Annotated in this window: 18 protein-coding genes; 10 read left to right on the plus strand and 8 right to left on the minus strand. The window is 49.7% G+C overall.

Annotated features, from left to right (window positions below; genetic code table 11):
* Positions 1–157 precede the first annotated feature (157 nt).
* From lptF to FTU69_RS09355, 4 genes are all read left to right on the plus strand, one after another.
* Positions 158–1,258 carry an LPS export ABC transporter permease LptF gene (gene lptF, locus FTU69_RS09340; RefSeq protein WP_005181567.1) on the plus strand — a complete coding sequence of 367 codons (1,101 nt, stop codon included), beginning with the start codon at positions 158–160 and terminating at the stop codon, positions 1,256–1,258.
* A gap of 1 nt (position 1,259) precedes the next feature.
* Complete coding sequence (lptG, locus tag FTU69_RS09345) at positions 1,260–2,330, plus strand: LPS export ABC transporter permease LptG (protein WP_127801557.1); 1,071 nt, start codon at positions 1,260–1,262, stop codon at positions 2,328–2,330.
* A gap of 118 nt (positions 2,331–2,448) precedes the next feature.
* On the plus strand, positions 2,449–3,996 hold the full coding sequence (gpmI, locus tag FTU69_RS09350; protein WP_180103788.1) for a 2,3-bisphosphoglycerate-independent phosphoglycerate mutase: 1,548 nt from the start codon (positions 2,449–2,451) through the stop codon (positions 3,994–3,996).
* Between the two features lie 23 nt (positions 3,997–4,019).
* Positions 4,020–5,189, plus strand: a complete 1,170-nt coding sequence (locus FTU69_RS09355; RefSeq protein WP_005181572.1) for a S41 family peptidase — start codon at positions 4,020–4,022, stop codon at positions 5,187–5,189.
* 16 nt (positions 5,190–5,205) lie between these two features.
* Here the strand turns inward: FTU69_RS09355 and FTU69_RS09360 are convergent, their stop codons facing one another.
* From FTU69_RS09360 to FTU69_RS09370, 3 genes are all read right to left on the minus strand, one after another.
* The gene (locus tag FTU69_RS09360) at positions 5,206–6,561 is read right to left on the minus strand and encodes a sigma-54 dependent transcriptional regulator (RefSeq protein ID WP_171526345.1); all 1,356 of its coding nucleotides are present in this window, start codon (positions 6,559–6,561) and stop codon (positions 5,206–5,208) included.
* Positions 6,562–6,632: 71 nt separating this feature from the next.
* The gene (locus FTU69_RS09365) at positions 6,633–8,201 is read right to left on the minus strand and encodes a PAS domain-containing sensor histidine kinase (RefSeq protein ID WP_075167826.1); all 1,569 of its coding nucleotides are present in this window, start codon (positions 8,199–8,201) and stop codon (positions 6,633–6,635) included.
* A gap of 14 nt (positions 8,202–8,215) precedes the next feature.
* Positions 8,216–8,851 carry a response regulator gene (locus FTU69_RS09370; RefSeq protein WP_005181577.1) on the minus strand — a complete coding sequence of 212 codons (636 nt, stop codon included), beginning with the start codon at positions 8,849–8,851 and terminating at the stop codon, positions 8,216–8,218.
* 217 nt (positions 8,852–9,068) lie between these two features.
* Here FTU69_RS09370 and FTU69_RS09375 point away from each other — a divergent pair, with 217 nt between their 5' ends.
* A complete protein-coding gene (locus FTU69_RS09375; RefSeq protein ID WP_180103789.1) occupies positions 9,069–10,151 on the plus strand; it encodes a serine hydrolase in 1,083 nt (360 codons plus the stop codon).
* 92 nt (positions 10,152–10,243) lie between these two features.
* On the opposite strand, the gene thrC is transcribed toward FTU69_RS09375, so the two are convergent.
* The 4 genes from thrC to xerD form a co-directional block, all read right to left on the minus strand.
* Complete coding sequence (gene thrC / locus FTU69_RS09380) at positions 10,244–11,389, minus strand: threonine synthase (RefSeq protein WP_005181581.1); 1,146 nt, start codon at positions 11,387–11,389, stop codon at positions 10,244–10,246.
* 57 nt (positions 11,390–11,446) lie between these two features.
* The gene (locus FTU69_RS09385; RefSeq protein WP_016659702.1) at positions 11,447–12,751 is read right to left on the minus strand and encodes a homoserine dehydrogenase; all 1,305 of its coding nucleotides are present in this window, start codon (positions 12,749–12,751) and stop codon (positions 11,447–11,449) included.
* Between the two features lie 122 nt (positions 12,752–12,873).
* Complete coding sequence (locus tag FTU69_RS09390; RefSeq protein WP_104473377.1) at positions 12,874–13,686, minus strand: DsbC family protein; 813 nt, start codon at positions 13,684–13,686, stop codon at positions 12,874–12,876.
* 97 nt (positions 13,687–13,783) lie between these two features.
* On the minus strand, positions 13,784–14,701 hold the full coding sequence (gene xerD, locus FTU69_RS09395; protein WP_180103790.1) for a site-specific tyrosine recombinase XerD: 918 nt from the start codon (positions 14,699–14,701) through the stop codon (positions 13,784–13,786).
* A 168-nt stretch (positions 14,702–14,869) separates the two neighbouring features.
* Between xerD and FTU69_RS09400 the strand changes: the two genes are divergently transcribed.
* The 5 genes from FTU69_RS09400 to ftsW all read left to right on the plus strand — a co-directional run bounded on the left by FTU69_RS09400 (position 14,870) and on the right by ftsW (position 19,972).
* The gene (locus FTU69_RS09400; protein ID WP_005181588.1) at positions 14,870–15,130 is read left to right on the plus strand and encodes a FeoA family protein; all 261 of its coding nucleotides are present in this window, start codon (positions 14,870–14,872) and stop codon (positions 15,128–15,130) included.
* Positions 15,127–16,980, plus strand: coding sequence for a ferrous iron transporter B (locus FTU69_RS09405; protein ID WP_180103791.1), 1,854 nt, complete (start codon positions 15,127–15,129; stop codon positions 16,978–16,980). Before FTU69_RS09400 ends, FTU69_RS09405 begins: the two co-directional genes overlap by 4 nt.
* A gap of 25 nt (positions 16,981–17,005) precedes the next feature.
* Complete coding sequence (locus FTU69_RS09410) at positions 17,006–17,254, plus strand: DUF6587 family protein (protein WP_016659699.1); 249 nt, start codon at positions 17,006–17,008, stop codon at positions 17,252–17,254.
* Between the two features lie 154 nt (positions 17,255–17,408).
* Entirely contained in the window at positions 17,409–18,761 is a 1,353-nt protein-coding gene (gene murD, locus FTU69_RS09415; protein ID WP_180103792.1) for a UDP-N-acetylmuramoyl-L-alanine--D-glutamate ligase, read from the plus strand.
* A 14-nt stretch (positions 18,762–18,775) separates the two neighbouring features.
* Entirely contained in the window at positions 18,776–19,972 is a 1,197-nt protein-coding gene (ftsW, locus tag FTU69_RS09420) for a putative lipid II flippase FtsW (protein WP_075167820.1), read from the plus strand.
* Here ftsW and FTU69_RS09425 read toward each other — a convergent pair.
* Positions 19,961–20,221, minus strand: coding sequence for a zinc-ribbon domain-containing protein (locus tag FTU69_RS09425; protein WP_075167819.1), 261 nt, complete (start codon positions 20,219–20,221; stop codon positions 19,961–19,963). The genes ftsW and FTU69_RS09425 overlap by 12 nt on opposite strands.
* Between the last annotated feature and the right edge of the window lie 49 nt (positions 20,222–20,270).

Below are 20,270 nucleotides of genomic sequence, written 5' to 3' on the forward strand. Positions count from 1 at the left end.
TGCGTTATATAGGCCTTTTAAAATTTTAAAACCATTAAACCATTGAAACATTTTCATGAATAGAGTTTCAATGTGAAACAACAGTATAGGTTTTATATTTTCAACATTCGGGTAAACTATCGCTAGTTTTATTCCCTCGTTTTCTGGAAGCATTAATTTGATTATTCGGCGTTATCTGGTCAAGCAAGTTGTGTCGACATCCTTGGTTGTGATTGCCTTATTGACCTTGATCATGATGGGTGGCCGGCTGATCAAGTATTTTGGCGTCGCCGCGCAGGGGCGTCTGGATGCGGGGATTCTGTTTAGCATTATTGGCTACCGTCTGCCGGAATTTTTAACCCTGATTTTGCCACTGGGCTTTTTTATTGGCCTGATGCTGGTGTTTGGCCGGCTTTATGTCGATCATGAAATGGCAGTGTTAAATGGCAGCGGTGTCAGTCGTAACCAACTGGCACGTTTATTAGTCCCGATGACGGTGGTATTTCTGGCGGTGCAGGCCATGCTGATGGTTTGGGCAGCACCGTGGGGGATTCGCCAGTTTGAAGAATTGACCACCAATCAGGCGGTCCGTACCGGTTTCGATCTGGTGCGGCCAAAAGAGTTTATTTCTTCGGGGCCCTATACCATTTATGCCGGCGACCTGTCAGAAGACCGGCGTAATCTGAAAGATATTTTCTTCTACCAGCGTGCTGACCGTCCGGGCAAACCGGATATCATGATTCTGGCCAAAGAGGCGACCCGGATTGAACTGTCCAATGATCCGGCCAATGTGGTCGATCTGGTCGAAGGGCGCCGTTATGAAATTTATCCGGATCGTCCGCAGTATTCTCAGGCTGAATTTGCCAGCTATCGTTTGCGTCTGGAAAGTGATCAGGAAGCCAAATTCCAGAGCACCGAAGTGGAAGCCCTGCCAATCGGGCAATTGTGGGATAACCGTCAGGACCCGGTGGTGGCCAGTGAGCTGGGCTGGCGCATCTTCGTACCGTTTTCAATTCTGGTGGCGCTGCTGCTGGCGGTGGCTTTATCAGAAGTCAGTCCGCGTCAGGGACGTTATTTAAAACTGTTTCCGGCCCTGCTGATTTTTGCCAGCCTGATTGTGGCGCTAATGGCGGTCAAAACCCGGATCAGTAAAGAAGAAATGGGTATCTGGGCCTATCCGCTGGTGCTGATGGTCTATGCCATTGCGGCGGCGCTGTTCTCGCGTAAACAGAAACTGGCACCCAAAATCAAGAAACAGATTCAGCGAGTGAGGTCTTAATATGTTCGCACGTCGTATAGTAGCCAAGCATGTGACCAAAACGACCGCACTGGCGATGTTGGGGGCAACCGCGGTGTTGTCCGGCTTACAGGTATTATTTACCTATCTGGGTGAACTCGGTTCCCTAAAAGAAGGCTATGGCGCGCTGGATGCCTTATGGCATGTGCTCTGGGGTGCGCCCGGTTATCTGTATGAAATTCTCCCGATTGCCGCATTAATTGGCGCGGTGCTGGGCCTGGGCACGCTGGCTTCAAACAGTGAGTTGATTGTGATGCGTGCCGCTGGTATCAGCCTGTGGCGGATTGTCGGCTGGGTGGTGCGTTCGGCGCTTATTCTGGTGGTGCTGTCTTTTGCCTTAAGTGAATGGGTGATTCCCTATACCAACGAGCGCGCAGAAAGCGTCAAGAAATATCGCAGCGTGGCTGAACTCGGTGAAGTCAAAGGCTACTGGACCCGCGAAGGGCAGCGCTTTATTTATATTGACTATGCCAACTCGCAGGGCACACTGAAGAATATTCAGGTCATCGACTTCGATGATAACTTCCGCTTACGCGGTACCTTAAATGCCGAACAGGGCCAGTTTGTCGAAGATGGCGCCTGGTCACTGCAAAACAGCCGCCAAATGGACATTCTGCCAGAGGGCAATGCTATTGCTGATCAGCAGGCCACGCAGCCTTTATCGCTGGCCTTGCAACCAAAATATGTACACATGGTCACCATCGACCCGGAAGATTTATCACCCAGTCAGCTGGTCAGTTTCATGAGCTATATGCATGAGTACAGTCAGGTGCCGAAAAGCTATCAGCTGGCTTTCTGGCAAAAAGTTGGTTCTCCATTTGCCCTGATTGCGCTGGTGCTGATTGCCTGTTCCTTTATTTTTGGACCGCTGCGCCAGCAGTCGATGGGTTTCCGTCTGGTGATTGCCTTGTTTGTCGGCCTGGGCTTCTTCTATTTACAGGATTTCCTCGGTTATGCCAGCCTGATTTATGCGCCATCTCCGGCCTGGTTTGTGTTTATCCCGATTATTCTGATGTTTGTGGTGGGTGGTTATCTGCTGCAACGCGCCCGATAAGCCGGCAATTGAACAAAACGATAGTGTGGCACGGTTGAAACCATCAGCCGTGCATGGTGTCCGAACTGAAAATTCGGTAAGATATGCGATTAATTTGTAGACTAAAAGAGTGTGAACTATGACGGATGCAACTGCAGGCAAAATCCCTCACGTACTGGTCATTATGGATGGTATTGGGCATCGTGAAGCTGTTGAGGACAATGCGTTCCTGGCGGCACAACGTCCAAATTTGACCGCTATGCAGGAAAAGCATCCGCATGGGTTGATTTCAGGTTCAGGTGAAGATGTGGGCCTGCCAGATGGTCAGATGGGTAACTCCGAAGTGGGCCATATGAACCTGGGTGCCGGCCGTGTGCTATATCAGGACTTTACCCGTATTACCAAAGATATCCGTACCGGTGCTTTCTTTGAACATGAAGTGCTGGTCGATGCAGTCGAGAAAGCCAAAGCTGCGGGCGGTGCCGTGCACTTAATGGGCCTGCTGTCGGAAGGTGGCGTGCACTCACATGAAGACCATATTGTGGCAATGGCGGAGCTGGCGCTGAAACGTGGTGCAACTGTTTATTTACACGCATTTCTGGATGGCCGTGATACTCCGCCAAAAAGTGCGCAGCCCTCTTTGCAAAAACTGGATGCCCTGTTTGCCCAATATCCAGGCCAAGGCCGGATTGCCAGCATGATCGGCCGTTATTTTGCCATGGACCGCGACAATCGTTGGGATCGTGTAGAACAGGCTTATCGTCTGTTAACAGAAGGTGAAGCAGTCCGTACTGCAGCAACCGCCGTAGCTGGTCTGGACGCAGCTTATGCAGCCGATGAAAGCGATGAATTTGTTAAAGCTACCCGTATTGGTGAGGTTGCGGCAATTCAGGATGGCGACAGCGTGGTGTTCATGAACTTCCGTGCAGACCGTGCCCGTGAACTGACCAAAGCCTTTATGGAAACCGACTTTGCCGGTTTTGAGCGTAAAGTGGTGCCGCAGCTGGCCAAGTTTGTGATGCTGACCCGTTACCAGGCCACCATTGATGCACCTGTGGCTTATATGCCAGAAGCATTAAAAAACTCGCTCGGTGAATACCTGTCAGACCTGGGTAAAACCCAGCTGCGTATTGCCGAAACCGAAAAATATGCACACGTGACCTTCTTCTTTAGTGGCGGCCGTGAAGATGAATATCCGGGCGAAAAGCGCATTCTGATTCCATCACCAAATGTAGCAACTTATGATCTCAAGCCAGAAATGAGCGCGTATGAAGTGACAGATGAGCTGGTGGCAGCGATCAATTCAGGTGAATATGACTTGTTGGTGGTCAACTATGCCAATGGCGATATGGTGGGTCATACCGGTGTGTTTGATGCAGCGGTGAAAGCGGTAGAAGCAGTGGATACCTGTCTGGGCCGTGTGTATGAAGCTGTAATGGCCAAGCAGGGTCATATGCTGATTACTGCCGACCATGGTAATGTCGAGCAGATGCAGGACTATGACAGTGGTCAGGTCCATACCCAGCATACTACCGAGCTGGTGCCGTTTATTTATGCCGGCCCGACCCAGGCGGTGATTGCAGAGGGTGGTGTTCTGGCCGATGTGGCACCGACTTTACTGAGTCTGATGCAACTGCCAATTCCTGCAGAAATGCAAGGGCGTAATTTAATTACCCTGACTCCATAAACTGCCAACAGATAGGTGAAAGGATGGTTCCACACTGGAAACGCATGCTTGTTGCAACAACATTGATGATGTGTGTGAACCTGCCTGTCTGGGCGGCAGAAGATCAAGATCCGCTTGCACTGGAAGAAACTACCGAGCAGGACTATGTTGAAGTGCCGGTCGAATCGATCCAGCAGTTTGTCAAAATTTATGGGCTGGTCAAAGCCAATTATGTCACGGAAAAAAGTGACGAAGCTTTGTTTGCTCAAGCCATTCAAGGTCTGGTTTCCGGACTGGACCAGTATTCGCGTTATCTGAATGCCGAAGATTACCGTGCCTTGGTGCAATATACCGAAGGCGATCTGGCCTCGGTCGATTTTAATTTACGTTACGATGCCCAGCAGCATCAATGGCAGATTCATAATTTAAGACCCGATGCCGACTCGGCCAAACAAGGCCTGCGTAATGGTATTTCGGTTTTTAAAATCGACAATCAGGAACTGCAAAAGCTCAATCAGGATCAGGTCAATGCCTTGTTGATGGGCGCGGTTGGCTCCAATATCACCTTGCAACTGACCGCAAGCGCGCAGCCGATTCGTCTGGTACGCAACAGAAAAGTCGAAACCGATATTCAGGCGCAGATGCTGAGTAATCAGGTGTTACTGATTAAAGTCAAAGTCTTCCAGCAAGATACTGCCAATGAAATCAAGGAACTGATCGAACAGTACAGTACGCCTCGGTTAAAGGCAGTGCTGTTTGACCTGCGCAATAATCCGGGCGGTTTGCTGTCCTCGGCGGTTGAATCGGCCGATCTGTTCTTGAATCAGGGCGTGATTGTTTCTACCAAAAGCCGCGCTGAAGGCGACCAGCAATTTCAGGCTTTACCGAGTTTTGAATTCCAGAATCTAAAGGTCGGTGTGCTGATTAACCAGCGTTCGGCCTCGGCTGCAGAAGTATTTACTGCGGCCTTAAAAGATCATGGCCGTGCCTGGGTGATTGGTGAAAAAAGTTATGGCAAAGGGGTGGTACAGAAGCTGTTTCCGCTGTCAGATGGCACCGCCCTGCAAATGACCGTTTCCCACTATTACACCCCGCAAGGCAAAATGATTGAAGGGGTCGGGATTGAACCGAACCAGCGTTATGCACTGCAACAGGATATGAAAGAAGACAATTATCTGGACCATGTTGCAGAGCTGCTGTTAAGTCATAAATAGGCGCAGGGTTCGCACCTTATTCATCGGTATCCAGCCCGAACTTCTTTAGCCGATAACGCAGGGAACGAAACGACATCCCCAGTTTTTTCGCAGCCAAAGTCCGGTTCCAATGGGTCAGATTCAGCGCATTCAGCAAAATCTCTTTTTCAATTTTCTCCAGAAACAGCTCCAGTCCTTCTTCCGGCAGTTTACGCGGAGCAGCAGGCAGGGCATCGGCTGTAACCGGTGTTGCTGGGTCAGCTTCTGGCTCGGCCAGCGGTGCCATCTTGCGTAAGGGTGCAGTTTGCAGATGTGGCAGATCAATCACATCATCATCACTCAAGGTCATGGCACGTTCGATGATATTGCGCAGCTCACGCACATTACCCGGATAATACTGTTCCAGCAAAAACTGCTGGGCACGTTCTGACAGGGTTTTGCTGTGTATATCCCATTCCTGGGCAATTTTCTGAATAAAATGCTGGGCCAGCAATAAAATATCTTGACCGCGCTCACGCAGTGGCGGCAGCACAATATCCATCACATGAATCCGGAAGAACAGATCCTGACGGAACCGGCCTTGCTGGACTAATGCTTCCAGGTCCTGATGGCTGGCGCTGATAATCCGGAAATCAACATCAATTTCCGTATCGGAACCGACCGGACGAATCCGTTTTTCCTGCACCGCGCGCAGCAGTTTTACCTGCATATTGAGCGGCAGTTCGGCAATTTCATCCAGAAACAGGCTACCGCCGTGTGCTGACTGAATCAGGCCCTGTTTGTCCTGCGCTGCACCGGTAAAGCTGCCTTTTTTATGGCCGAAGAATTCGCTTTCCATCAAATCGCCCGGAATCGCGCCACAGTTGATGGCAATAAAAGGCCCGTCACTGCGGTTGCTGAGGCGATGCACCAGATTGGCCACCACTTCTTTCCCGGTGCCTGATTCACCGCTAATAAACACCGGTGCCTGCGAGCGGGCAATTTTTTTCAGGGTGGTGCGCAGTTGCTGAATCGGTAGAGATTGCCCGATCAGCATCCGCTGTTCCAGCTGGTCCGCTTCCTGACTATGTGCTTTAAACAGCGGCTGATTCAGTGCTTTTTCCAGCAATTGTTCGAGGTGTTTCTGGTTAATCGGTTTGCTGACAAAATCAAAGGCCCCGGCTTTGAGTGCGGCAATGGCAATTTCCATATTGCCATAGGCCGTCAGCACCGCAACCGGCAGCTGCGGAAAATGCTGGGCAATCAGCTCGACCAGTTGCAGGCCATTGCCATCAGGTAAATTCAGATCGGTGATGCAGGCGTCATAGTGATGACTGGACAGCAGCTGACGTGCTTGCTCCAGCCGGTGTGCCACGTGTGTTTGAATCCCCATGCGCGCCAATGTCATTTGCATGAGCGTGCATAAATCTTCCTCGTCATCGACGAAGAGAACGAGTGGTTGTTCCACTAAACTTCCCCAAAAAACTATTTATTTACGTCAACAGGTGAGCATTCAATCCTGAAACATGCTCCTTGTTTTTGTTCTACATAGCGCAACTTGGCCCGATTGGCCTCGCAGAAACTATGTGATAAGTATAATCCTAAACCAGTTCCACTAATTTCGGTACTAAAAAATGGTTGAAACAGGTAGCGAATATCATGTGAAGCCACGCCGCTGCCATAATCTTTGACATCCATATAGACCGTGTCCTGCTGGCGATAAAGTTGCAGTTCAATCGGATGATCCGGCGCATTGTGGCGCTGGGCATTACGGATCAGGTTAATCAGCACCTGACGCAGCTGGGATTCATCAAACAGAATCTGCAGAGGTTCGGGCTGGCTGACCTGAATCTGGCTGGCCAGATCGGCCAGATCATCCTGGATCAGCTGCGGAATAAAACGCGCCAGATCAATCTGCACCGGTGTGGTTTCCTTATTTTTCACCATGCTCAGGGTGTCATCAATGATCTTGTCAATGCGCTGCGACTGCTTGTCAATCATCTGGCTCAGCATCTGCTGCTGATCGGGATCGCTGCCGGCCAGCAAGCGATTGGCCTGGACAATGGCCGCCAGCGGATTACGGATTTCATGGGCAATACTGGCCGAAAGCTGGCCCAGTGCTGCCAGTTTCAGTTGCTGCACACGCTGGTTGATTTGCCGTGCATCCTGCAGCACCAGCAAGGTTAAGGTCTGCTGCGGCACCACCAGCTTTTGTACCTGAATCTGGATCAGGAAATGACTGAGCTGCGATTCAAACTGGAATTTTTCGCCGTTAGAGAGCTGGTCAAACTGCAATAATTGAAATAGGTCGGGCTGTACTTTATACAGTGGATATTTGTCGAAAGCATACAGCGGATTAATACCCAGCAAATGGCAGGCGGCCGGATTACTGACCATAATATGGCAGTTTTCATCCAGCACCAGATAGCCCATATCGGTCTGTTCCAGAATATAGCGGTTAATATTCTTTAGCCGGTTCAGTTCCAGTGATTGGGAAAAGTTCAGGTGCTCCAGAATCTGGAAACGGCGGACGGCAATCTGGCCAAAACGGTAAATAATAAAAAACAGGAACGAGAGCAGGGCACTTTGCCCGATGCGATCCAGAGAGGAAAAATCCAGTAATGTGCCAACAAAATGCTGATAGGTGACACAAATCATTGCCACCAGGGTAATGAACAGCGCCTTGCTTTTTTCCAGCAATAACGTCGCGGCGAAAATCGCAATCACAAACAGCAGGCTTAAATGCAGGCTCGGTCCATCCAGCGCAAAGGTCAGGCTGCTGAGCACCAGTACATCAACACTGAAAATCAGCGTGAGTTGTAGCGGAATCCTGTGCCGGACATAGCGAAAATACAGCAGCTGGGCACAGCTAAAAATAAAATACAGCACCAGACTGGCGGCATACAGCCGTGGATGCTGATAATCATGATTGAGAGTTTGAGTGGTGAGTAAATAAATCAGCAGCAAACAGAAGGCAATTATCAGCCGATACGCCCCGTACCATAGCCCGAGATGGTACTGGTTCAGTTCAGCTTGCGTACGGCGGATATCCATGAGGCTTAAACCGCTTAAGGTTTAATTAATCCGTAGCGAATGGCCAGATGGGTCAGTTTGACATCACTGTCGATATTCAGTTTTTCAAAAATACGGTAGCGATAGGTGTTTACGGTTTTCACGCTGACGAACAGCTTGTCAGCAATTTCCTGCGCGCTAATACAGTTCACCACCATCATTGCCACCTGCATTTCACGTTCCGACAGGCTGTCGAACGGTGATTGTTGGGTGTCTGACAGGTAGGAACTGGCCAGTTGCTCGGCAATATCGGCACTAAAATATTTACCGCCCTGCATGACTTTTTTAATGGCACGCACCATTTCCGAGACAGGTGCACCTTTGGTGATATAGCCTTTGGCACCGGCTTTGAGTAATAAAGAAGGATAGGGTTCTTCGGCCAGACCACTGACCGCCAATACCTTGGTTTCCGGGGCAGTCTGTAATAAACGGCGCGTGGTTTCCACCCCGCCAATGCCCGGCATGTTCACGTCAAGCAGGACCACATTGGGATGATGCTGGCGCACCAGATTAATGGCTTCTTCCCCAGATTCAGCTTGTCCAATGACCTGAACATCGGTGTGGTCTTCGAGCATACGGCAGATGCCGGTACGAACCAATTCATGATCATCTACCACTAAAACTGTGATCACCTAGACTCTCCCTCTCACTAAAATCATCTTTTTTGTTACATATAGCAAAATTAGCTTGCAATCAACTGACAAAATTGGCCATCCTATTCTTAACCTAAAGTGAAAAATTCTGCACAATGTCGGAGGCTAAAATTGGTTCCGTGCTGTGTTGTAAATGTAAGGCATATTTGAGGTAATACGCAAATGTATCTTACCTCCCTGAGTTGAGTAAGCAATAGTGAAAAATTCTAAGAAGTTATTAATGCATGTGCTGGGAGCATCGGTTCTGCTCGGCATGAGTTCAGTCAGTACTGCTGAAATCGTCATGAACCCTTCCTCGGGGAGTAACGCCCAGGCAACGCTAAGCTGGTCATCTGAAGAAGCCAACCAGCTGCTGAATGGCGATGTGATGACCACCGCCACGACTTCTGTGACCGAGCAGGTGGTGGAACCGTCACCACAAGGCTCAACCAAAATTACCACCACGGTACGCAGTTCCAGCACACTGGCGCCCGCCAGCACGGTCAGTAGAACCAGCCCGATTCTGGATACTGCATCCTATAGCAACCAGCCCACTGTGAACGCACGTGCCGCACTGGTGATGGATGCCAATACCGGTGAAGTGCTGTACAGTAAAAATACCAATACCGCGTTGCCGATTGCTTCAATTACCAAAGTGATGACTGCGGTAGTGACGGCGGATGCGCGTTTAAATATGTCTGAGCAAATTACCTTGCAGCAGATTGATTTTGCCGGTGCAGCAGGCAAGAACTCGAGTTCGACCCTGCGTGTGGGCGACAAGATGAACCGTGCTGAAGCCTTATTATTTGCCTTAATGAAATCAGAAAACCCGGCCGCAGCAGCGCTGGCGCGTACCTATCCAGGTGGACGCAGCGCGTTCGTGGCTGCCATGAACAACAAAGCGCGTGAGCTGGGCATGCATTCGACTCGCTTTACCGAATCGACCGGTTTGGACCCACGCAATGTATCATCGGCGCGTGATTTAGGTATTCTGGTCAGTACCGCGTCACAATATGGCCTGATTCGCCAGTTTTCGACCACGCCAAGCTATGACTTTAACCTAGGTTATCGGGTGCTGAAATCGAACAATACCAATTCGCTGGTGCGTAATGGTGGCTGGAATATTAACCTGTCTAAAACCGGCTTTATTAATGAAGCAGGGCGTTGTCTGGTGATGCACACCACTTTAAATTCACGTCCGGCGGTGGTGATTATTTTAGGGGCCAGCAATACCCAGGCGCGTAATAACGATGCCACCCGTTTAATGTCCTGGACCAGCCAGTTACCAAAACGGATTTAAGCTGAACTGTTCTGTGCGAAATCGTGCAGAACTTAAAACCTCAGCCATAAAAAAATCCCTGCATGAGCAGGGATTTTTGTTTCAAACCGGAATTATTGATCCATGTTTGAAAGGATAGAATCACGAACCTGATCCATGGTAGCGTCAATCGACAGCATCACCGCATCCTGGCACTGTTTCATTGCAGTGTCTGGGTCTTTCAGACCGTTACCAGTAACAGTACATACAATTACTGAACCTTCTGCAATTTTACCGGCTTTAATGTCACGCATCGCGCCGCCAATGGATGCTGCAGATGCAGGCTCAACAAATACGCCTTCGTACATGGACAGCATGCGCTGAGCTTCCAGAATTTCCGCATCGGTCAGTTCATCGAACCAGCCTTGTGAATCACGAACTACAGCTTTGGCATGGTTCCAGCTTTGCGGGTTACCAATACGGATTGCAGTGGCTACAGTTTCCGGGTTTTCAACTGGTGCACCACGTAAGAATGGCGCAGCGCCAGAGGCTTGATAACCGACCATAACTGGTAAACCTTCCGGTTTTGGACCAGTAAAGGCATCCGTTGCCGCATCATAAACCACTTGTTCAAACTGGTCTGCAGGCTGGTTAGCCACAGCTTCGGTATAACCCATCCAGTGTGCAGTGATGTTGCCCGCGTTACCAACTGGCAGGCAGTGGTAGTCTGGTGCACGGCCGAGTTCATCCACGATTTCGTAGGCAATGGTCTTTTGACCTTGCAGACGGTACGGGTTGATCGAGTTTACGATGGTTACCGGAGCCTGATCGGCCACTTCTTTCACCAGACGCATACCATCGTCAAAGTTACCGCGAATCTGCATGGTGATGGCACCGTACATCATGGCCTGTGCCATTTTACCCATGGCAATTTTGCCTTCAGGAATCAGCACAAACGCTTTGATACCAGCACGCGCTGCATAGGCTGCTGCCGCTGCAGAAGTGTTACCGGTGGAGGCACAGATAATGGCTTTTGAACCTTCTTCAACCGCTTTGGTTACGGCCATGGTCATACCACGGTCTTTAAATGAACCTGTCGGGTTTAAGCCTTCATACTTCACATAAATTTCAACGTTCTTGCCAATAATACGTGGAATGTTCTCAAGCTTGATTAGCGGGGTATTCCCTTCACCGAGAGAGATTGCACGTGTAGTTGCAGACACTGGTAAACGGTCACGATAACGGTCAACTAAACCAGTATAACGATTGGCATTCGACATGATGATGTTCCAATTGTGTGTAGAGCTTGGCAAGGGGAAATATTCCCCTTGACCCGATTAATTATCAAGCGATTCTAAACGAATTCGTACAATTTCGCCATGAATCACAGGCAAAGCTTGAATTTGTTGTAACGCTTCATCCATTTTTGATTCCTGAACTGGGTCAGTCAGAATCACGATAGGAATAAGGTCTTTTAAGCGAGATTGCTGCATGATGGCATCAATACTGATACCGGCACGGCTTAAAATAGTGGTGACATCGGCCAGTACACCGGTCTGGTCTTCGGCATTAATGCGAATATAGTAACCCGTGGTCATCTGTTCACGGCTTAAAATTGGCAAGTCGGTTAAGGCTTCGAAGGCCAGTTGCGGAATTGTTCCTGCACCGTCTTCGGTATAGGAGATGTCACGGACAATATCGACCACGTCAGCAACCACTGCTGAAGCGGTTGGGCCTGCACCGGCACCGGCGCCATAATACAGGGTTGGACCGACTGCATTGGCCTGCACCAGCACCGCATTTTTCACGCCATTCACATTGGCAATCAGTTCTTCTTCAGGAATCAGGGTTGGATGCACACGCAATTCAATACCGGCATCGGTACGGCGTGCAATCCCTAAATGCTTGATGCGGAAACCTAAATCTTCGGCATATTTGACATCTTGCGCGGTAATTTTGCTAATGCCTTCGGTATACACCTTGTCAAATTGTAGCGGAATACCAAATGCACATGAGGCTAAGATAGTCAGCTTGTGTGCTGCATCAATACCTTCAACGTCGAAGGTTGGATCGGCTTCGGCATAACCCAGCTCTTGCGCTTCTTTCAGCACATCGGCAAAGGCACGGCCTTTTTCACGCATTTCGCTTAAGATGAAGTTACCGGTACCGTTAATGATACCCGCCAGCCATTCAATCTTGTTCGCGGCCAGACCTTCACGAATCACCTTGATGATTGGAATACCACCAGCTACCGCAGCTTCATAAGCGATCTGAACGGCATGATCATCCGCGGCTTTAAATAGTTCGTTGCCGTGTTCAGCCAGCAAGGCCTTGTTTGCGGTGACAATATGTTTGCCGTGTTTCATCGCTTCCATAATGACTTCATATGCAGGATGAATCCCACCCATGACTTCAACCACGACATCTACATCCGGTTGACGCACGATATCCAGCAGATCCGAGCTTTGTTTGACCGTTTCTGGCAGGTTCAGGTCTGGACGCGGACGACGGGTGCCGACATAGGTAATTTCAATTTCACGACCGGTGCGACGTTTAATCTCAGCAGCATTTTCTTTTAATAGTTTAAGGGCACCACCACCCACAGTACCAAGACCGAGGATTGCCAGACGAACTGGTTTCACGTCACACTCCATATTTAATCAATTTTAAGCGAGCTTAGATCATAGCTAAAAAAAGCTGAAGACTCTAGCGTAGAAATCACTTTCTCTTGATCTATAAAAAACAGTAATTTAACCCATTAGAATTAGTTATTTAAACGCTTCAGCAATTCGCTTGGCGACAGATAACCACCGAGGTAAACCCCGTCTGCACTATAGATTGCCGGGGTACCGTTCACCCCGATATTCAGACCCAGCTGATAGTGTTCACGTACTGGCGTTTTGCAGCTGGCGGCAGGCAGTTCAGCACCGGCAATGGCCTGATCAAAGGCCGCATGGCGGTCTTGGCTACACCAGACGCTTTCCATGGCCGGAATAAACTGTTCACCACGTGGCCAGGCAATATAGCGCACTTCAATGCCTTTGCTGTTCAGCTCATCCATATGTTCATGCAGCTTGTGGCAGTATGGACAGCTGACATCGGTAAACACATAAATGACGTGTTTGGTTTCGCCCTTGGCTTTATAGATCAGCAGATCCTGCTCTTTCAGGCTGGCAAAAATCTGTTTATTGGTGCCGGCTTGCAGGCTCTCACCGACGTTATGTAGCTGTTTGTCGCCTAAACGGATCACATCACCCTGGAAAATGTATTTGCCATCGCTGGTGGCATAGACCGCAGACATGCCTTCCAGGCTGACCCAGTATAGATTCGGGACTTCCGTGGTTTTAACTTCAGTGATTTTGGCCTGAATGCCAGCAGTTTTAAAATGCTGTTCCAGGGTTTTGACCAGACGCTGCTGGGCATTACGTTCAGAAAGGGTAGAGGCTTCCCCGGTTGCCGGTGCACTGGCCGTAAGCGTGGTTTGTTTTTTCTCATCATTATTGCTCGAGCATGCCGTCAGGCCCAAGCCTGCAGCAAGTGTCATGGCCATTACAATTTTCGCGCGGGTAAATGTCATTGCTAACCCTTTTCTTATCGATATAAAAACAAGGAGGCTAGCATAACAAAAAAAAATGACCGATCGAAAACTTCTTGGTCGTATTTCGGCAGTGCGCTTAAGCGCGAGGATGATGGGTCGCGTGCAGCTTCTGCATGCGAATCTGCGCGACATGGGTATAAATTTGTGTGGTCGACAGGTCGCTATGCCCCAGCAGCATTTGCACCACGCGCAGGTCCGCGCCATGATTGAGCAGATGCGTGGCAAAGGCATGGCGTAAGGTATGCGGCGATAATTCGGCCTGAATCCCGGCCTGTAGTGCATAGCGTTTAATTGCATACCAGAAGTTCTGCCGGCTCATGATGCCGCCATGCTGGGTCAGAAATAAATAATCGGTGCTGGTTTTATATAGCTGCGGCCGCGCCTCTTGCAGATAGTGTTCTACCCATTCACAGGCGACCTGGCCTAAAGGTACCAGACGTTCTTTATTGCCTTTGCCGACAATGCGCAAATAACCCTGTTTCAGGTTAATCAGCTCCAGACGTAAATTCAGCAATTCAGACACCCGTAACCCACAGGCATACAGCACTTCAAACATGGCCCGGTCACGCAGGCCCAGCGCTGTATTGACATCCGGTATCTGAATTAGCGCTTCAACATCGGCTTCGGACAGATCTTTGGGCAAGGCCCGGCCCAGTTTTGGGGTTTTATGTGCGGCGACCGGATTGTCGGCGCGCAGTTTCTGTTCACGCAGAAATTTATAAAAAGCCCTTAAGGCCGATAGGCAGCGGGCAATCGAACGTGGGCTTTTTTGCTGTTTGGTCAATTCAATCAGGACATCGGAAATATCATCATGACTCCAGTCCAGCATCGAACTGGGCACGCAGGCACTGCATAACATTAAGTCGGACAGATAGGCATTGCGGGTATGTGGACTGACGGTTTGTGCTACTAGATGATCGCGAAAGCCCTGCAAATAGCTTAAATGTTCCGGAATGGTGACAGGTGCAGGAATGCGGGGCTTTTTATTGAGCATGTGGATCACTTTAATTTAAGAATTCGATCAAGATCATTGGAATTCTCCAATGTAGAGTAATTTTTCCGGGCTGTCGATGTGATATAAGAACGGAAACGTAATCAATCCTTATTTGTTAATTATTCTCATTTGTTTGTATACTATTTAAAAGAGCTTAGGAATTTCACAGTGCGTTTATCAGAGTTAAAGGTAAAGCAGACGGCCATTATCCGCCAGATTATCCGGCAGGATGAGGGGGGCGAGTCACACAATGACTTGGTGGCCAGCCGTCTGGAAACATTGGGGTTTGTGCCGGGCACGCGCGTTCAGGTCATTACCAAAGGTGTTTTTGGCGGGGACCCGATTCTGATTCAGGTCGGTTTTACCCGTTTTGCCTTACGCAAAAATGAAGCAGAGAAAATTGAAATTGAAGATGGAGTCACTACATGAGTGATGCCTTACGTATTGCCCTTGTAGGGAATCCTAACTGCGGTAAAACCTCATTATTCAACCATTTAACTGGTACACGCCAGAAAGTTGCCAACTATGCCGGCGTAACAGTCGAACGTAAAGTCGGTCATTTTAATTTACCTTCAGGCAAGCCGGTACGGGTGCTGGATTTACCTGGCACTTATAGTTTGAATGCTGCCAGCCCGGACGAAGCCATTACCCGTGATGTGGTACAGGGCAAACTGGCAGAAGAAGGCCAGCAGGATGCTTTCCTGTGTGTGGTTGATGCCACCAATCTGAAGCTGCATCTGGGTCTGGTACTGGAAATGATTGAACTGGGTCGTCCAATGTTGCTGGTGCTGAACATGATGGACGAAGCGCGTCGTCGTGGCATGCAGATCAACACCCAGAAACTGTCTGAGCGCCTCGGTGTGCCGGTGGTAGAAACCGTGGCCGTGCGCCGTTCCGGGATTGAAAACCTGATGAATGCGCTGGATCAGGGTAAATATGCGCTGCCACATACCGAATTGACCGGTCTGAAAGGCGATGCCCATCAGAAGGTCGAAACCCTGCTGAATGATGTGGTGCAATACGTCGATCAGGAAGATAAACGTTCCGATTTCCTGGATAAGGTGTTCCTGCATCCGGTGCTGGGTCTGGTCAGTCTGGCAGTCATGATGTTTATCATTTTCCAGGCGGTCTTTGCCTGGGCAGCCCCGTTTATGGACGGGATTGAAACCTTCTTTGGCTGGCTGGGTGAAGTGATTGGTGGCAGTATTGCTCATCCTTTACTGAACAGTCTGGTGGTGGACGGGATTATTGCCGGCGCCGGTGGTGTGGTGGTGTTCCTGCCGCAAATTCTGATTCTGTTCTTCTTTATTCTGGTTCTGGAAGAATCGGGTTATTTACCGCGTGCCGCATTCTTGCTGGATAAACTGATGTTTAAAGCCGGTTTAAGTGGCCGTGCCTTTATTCCGTTATTGTCCAGCTTTGCCTGCGCGATTCCGGGGATTATGGCAACGCGCAGTATCAGCGACCCGCGTGACCGTTTAACCACTATTTTTGTGGCACCGCTGATGACCTGTTCCGCGCGTTTACCGGTGTATGCACTGTTAATTGCCGCCTTTATTCCGGAACAAACGGTATGGGGCCTGTTTAACCTGCAGGGTCTGGTGCTGTTTGCGCTGTATATGGCTGGTATTTTAAGTGCGCTAGGCGTGTCTTTTGTGCTGAAGTTTTTCCAGAAAGACAAGTCCGATCACATGCTGTTGATGGAACTGCCAAGTTACCGTTTCCCGGACATCAAAAACGTCTGGATTGGGTTGCTGGATCGCGCCCGAATCTTCCTGAAACGGGTTGGTGGCATCATCTTTGCCCTGTCGATTCTGCTCTGGTTCCTGTGTACCTTCCCGCAGCCGCCAGAAGGCGCGACCATGCCGGCGATTGATTATACCTTTGCCGGGATGCTGGGCCATATCATGCAGCCAATTTTTGCCCCACTGGGCTTTAACTGGCAGATCTGTATTGCCTTGATTCCAGCAATGGCAGCCCGTGAAGTGGTGGTGGCAGCACTGGGTACCATTTACGCCCTGTCAGGGGATGAAGATGCCATGGCCGATGGTCTGGCCAGCATCATCAGCAGCGGTGGTGACTTGGGCTGGTCATTGGCGACCGGTTTATCGCTACTGGTCTGGTTTATTTATGCGCCGCACTGTCTGGCGACGCTGGCCACGGTACGCCGTGAAACGGCATCGTGGAAAATAGTGGGCTTTATGACCGTGTATCTGTTTGGTCTGGCCTATTTGATGTCATTCCTGACCTATCAGATTGCATCCAACCTGTTGGCTTAAGCCGAAACAAAAAAAGGAGACTGAAATGATTGAAGTATTGATTGTGGCGGTATTGGTGATGTGGAGCACGCTGGTGGTCTTCAAAAAGGTATTCCCGAAGACTTCAAATTCAGTCTTTCTGAAGTTGTCGGATGCCTGTACGGCAAAAGGCTGGCACACGCTGGGCAAATGGTTCAGACCGAAAATGGCTGCCGGTTGTGGCGGTGGCTGTGATTGTCCGGTGTCGGAGCAGGCCAGCAAGAAAACTGAAGTACAAGGGGTCAAGTGGAAGTAAGCCCTTGAGCATCAAAAAAGCCGTCATCTCTATGACGGCTTTTTTACGCACTGACACAAAATTTTTTCCAGAAACTGCAAACAGAAAAAGCATTCAAAACCCCAAAGTGCTAACATTTCCGCAGTTTAAAATCCAAATCATTGATGGAGCTCAAATGTTAATACAACGCGGTGGATTAAAAGTTGTGGCAGGTCTTGGCATTTCAGGTGTTGCAGCAGTCAACTTCTTGCATGATCAGGGCTACCGCGTTGCCGTAACAGACTCTCGAGCGACACCCCCCGGCTATGACCAGATTCCGGCCGAGGTTCAGACCAGTTTTGGCCAGTTTGACCAGGAACTGCTGTTGTCTGCTGAAGAAATTATCATCAGTCCGGGGCTTGATCCAAAACTGCCAGAAATTCAGGCGGCAATGGCACAGGGCATTCCGGTGGTCAGTGAAATCCAGATTTTGCGCCGTGCTACCGACAAGCCAATTGTGGCCATTACCGGCTCCAATGCCAAAAGTACTGTAACCACGCTAATTGGCCTGATGGCTGCCGATGCTGGCAAGAAGGTCGCGGTTGGAGGCAATCTGGGCCGTCCGGCGCTGGATTTAACCAAAGATGATCCGGAGCTGTATATTCTGGAACTTTCCAGCTTTCAGTTAGAAACCACCTCAAACCTGAATGCTGAAGTGGCGGTGGTGCTGAACATGAGTGAAGACCATCTGGACCGTCATGGTGACATGCTCGGTTATCACACCGCCAAACACCGTATTTTCCAGGGCGTGAAACAGGTGGTGTATAACCGTGATGATGCACTGACCCGTCCGCTGGTGCCAGATACCACCCCTATGCAGAGCTTTGGCCTGAACGCACCAGATATCAACCAGTTCGGTATTTTAAAAGAAACAGATGGCACCATTTGGCTGGCGCGTGGCCGTGAACGTCTGCTGAAAAGCAGCGACATGTATATTCAGGGTACGCATAATATTGCCAATGCCTTGGCCTGTCTGGCGCTGGGTGAAGCGATTGGCCTGCCGATGGACAGTATGCTGAACACTTTAAAAAGCTTTAAAGGTCTGGAGCATCGCTGTGAATTCGTCAAAGAGGTCGCAGGCGTGCGTTATTATAACGACTCCAAAGGCACCAATATTGGTGCCACCCTTGCGGCACTGGAAGGCTTGGGTGCAGCAATTCAGCCGTATGGTGGTCAGGTGGCCATTATTTTAGGCGGGCAGGGCAAAGGCCAGGACTTTAAGGCACTGCGTCAGGCGCTCAGTCAATATGCCAAACTGGCAGTGTTGATTGGTGAAGATGCCGCACTCATTGAAGCGGCAGTACAGGGCACTACCACGCTGCTCCATGCCGACAGTCTGCAACAGGCGGTCACACTGTGCCAGCAGCATACCCAGCCGCAGGATGTCGTGTTATTGTCACCTGCATGTGCAAGTTTTGATATGTTCTCGGGCTATCCGGAACGTGGTCGTCAGTTCGTGACTTATGTCAACGAACTTGGTCAAGAATAATAAGGATTTGGGATATGGCTGGCTTTGCTCAGACAACGATCAATAAAATCAATCAGGTCTATGAGCGCTGGTTGCCGCGGTTACCGGCCGAAGTGAATGTACGCAATGTGCTCATTTTTAGCGTATTGGCCTTGCTCTGTATCGGCTCGATTATGGTGGCGTCTGCCTCAATGCCCTATGCCGAGCGTATGCATGAAAATGCCTTCCATTATGTACTGCGGCATGGTATTTCAATTGCGGTGGCGCTAATTGCCGCCTATACCGTGTATAAAGTTCCCTTAAACCTCTGGTTCAATAACACCTTCTTTTTATGGATTATTACCATTGCCTTGCTGATTGCAGTACTGGTGGTTGGCACCGAAGTGAATGGTTCCAAACGCTGGATTCGGGTGGCCGGGTTTACCTTGCAGGCTTCAGAAGTGGCCAAGGTGATGATGGCGATTTTTACCGCCGACTACGTGGTACGTCGTGCCGAAGAAGTGCGTAATAATATTAAAGGTCTGGTGCGGCTGGCGGTAATTATGGCAGCGACTGTGGGCCTGATTATGGCAGAACCGGATTTGGGTGCGACCGTGGTGATTGCGCTGACCATGCTTGGCGTGTTCTTCCTGGCCGGTGCACCGCTGATTCAGTTCGGGATTGCCTTGGGTGCAATGCTGGGCGCGTTTACCTTCCTGGTGGTGTTTGAACCCTATCGTTTTGAACGTTTGATGTCTTTCTCTAACCCGTGGAATGATCCGCTCGGGGCCGGTTATCAGCTGTCAAATGCCTTAATGGCTTTTGGCCGGGGTGAATGGGCCGGGGTGGGGTTGGGGCATAGTATCCAGAAAATGTCCTATCTGCCGGAAGCACATACTGACTTTATGCTGGCGGTACTCGGCGAAGAATTTGGCTTTTTGGGTATTCTGGTGGTGCTAAGTCTGTCTTTCACTATGCTGGTCTGCTGTATTCGCATTGGTCATCGTGCCTTGCGTCATCAGTACTTGCGTGCCGGTTATCTGGCCTATGGCATCAGCATCATCTTCCTGTTACAGATTCTGGTGAATGCCGGCATGAACATGGGCATGTTGCCGACCAAAGGGTTGACCCTGCCATTCATTAGTTATGGTGGTTCATCACTAATTATGTGTGCGGTGATGGTCAGTCTGATTCTAAAGATTGAAAGTACTACCCAGCAGACCAATCCAAGCCGTGAGGAATCAAGCTTCTAGATTGCTCTGCTGAAATGGATCTGGCTGAGCATGGTGCAACACCGTGCTTGGCATTTCCGTTTTACAGTTCAGACATTTGACAAAGCTGCCTTTGGCTTTGGACAGCGGAATTAAAGGAATAAAAAATAAGGAAAAATAATTGCGCTGCTGCTTCAGTTCATAGCTGGTGCGGCTGCGACAGACCGGACAGACAAACTGGTTTTTCTCCAGCACTTTGGTTTTTGGACCAATCCCGAAAATAAAAAACATAGTAATCTCATCTTGCAGTTATTTTTTTCTAGATTAGCGCAAATTGTGT

The organism is Acinetobacter sp. YH12134 (assembly GCF_013418555.1).
In the GTDB taxonomy this organism is placed as follows: Bacteria; Pseudomonadota; Gammaproteobacteria; order Pseudomonadales; family Moraxellaceae; genus Acinetobacter; species Acinetobacter indicus.

Bases quoted from the DNA above. Each gene is read 5' to 3' on its own strand.
- lptG (WP_127801557.1), top strand. From the start codon at position 1,260: ATGTTCGCACGTCGTATAGTAGCCAAGCATGTGACCAAAACGACCGCA.
- gpmI (WP_180103788.1), top strand. From the start codon at position 2,449: ATGACGGATGCAACTGCAGGCAAAATCCCTCACGTACTGGTCATTATG.
- FTU69_RS09355 (WP_005181572.1), top strand. From the start codon at position 4,020: ATGGTTCCACACTGGAAACGCATGCTTGTTGCAACAACATTGATGATG.
- FTU69_RS09360 (WP_171526345.1), bottom strand. From the start codon at position 6,561: ATGCAAATGACATTGGCGCGCATGGGGATTCAAACACACGTGGCACAC.
- FTU69_RS09365 (WP_075167826.1), bottom strand. From the start codon at position 8,201: ATGGATATCCGCCGTACGCAAGCTGAACTGAACCAGTACCATCTCGGG.
- thrC (WP_005181581.1), bottom strand. From the start codon at position 11,389: ATGTCGAATGCCAATCGTTATACTGGTTTAGTTGACCGTTATCGTGAC.
- FTU69_RS09390 (WP_104473377.1), bottom strand. From the start codon at position 13,686: ATGACATTTACCCGCGCGAAAATTGTAATGGCCATGACACTTGCTGCA.
- xerD (WP_180103790.1), bottom strand. From the start codon at position 14,701: ATGCTCAATAAAAAGCCCCGCATTCCTGCACCTGTCACCATTCCGGAA.
- FTU69_RS09405 (WP_180103791.1), top strand. From the start codon at position 15,127: ATGAGTGATGCCTTACGTATTGCCCTTGTAGGGAATCCTAACTGCGGT.
- FTU69_RS09410 (WP_016659699.1), top strand. From the start codon at position 17,006: ATGATTGAAGTATTGATTGTGGCGGTATTGGTGATGTGGAGCACGCTG.
- murD (WP_180103792.1), top strand. From the start codon at position 17,409: ATGTTAATACAACGCGGTGGATTAAAAGTTGTGGCAGGTCTTGGCATT.
- ftsW (WP_075167820.1), top strand. From the start codon at position 18,776: ATGGCTGGCTTTGCTCAGACAACGATCAATAAAATCAATCAGGTCTAT.
- FTU69_RS09425 (WP_075167819.1), bottom strand. From the start codon at position 20,221: ATGTTTTTTATTTTCGGGATTGGTCCAAAAACCAAAGTGCTGGAGAAA.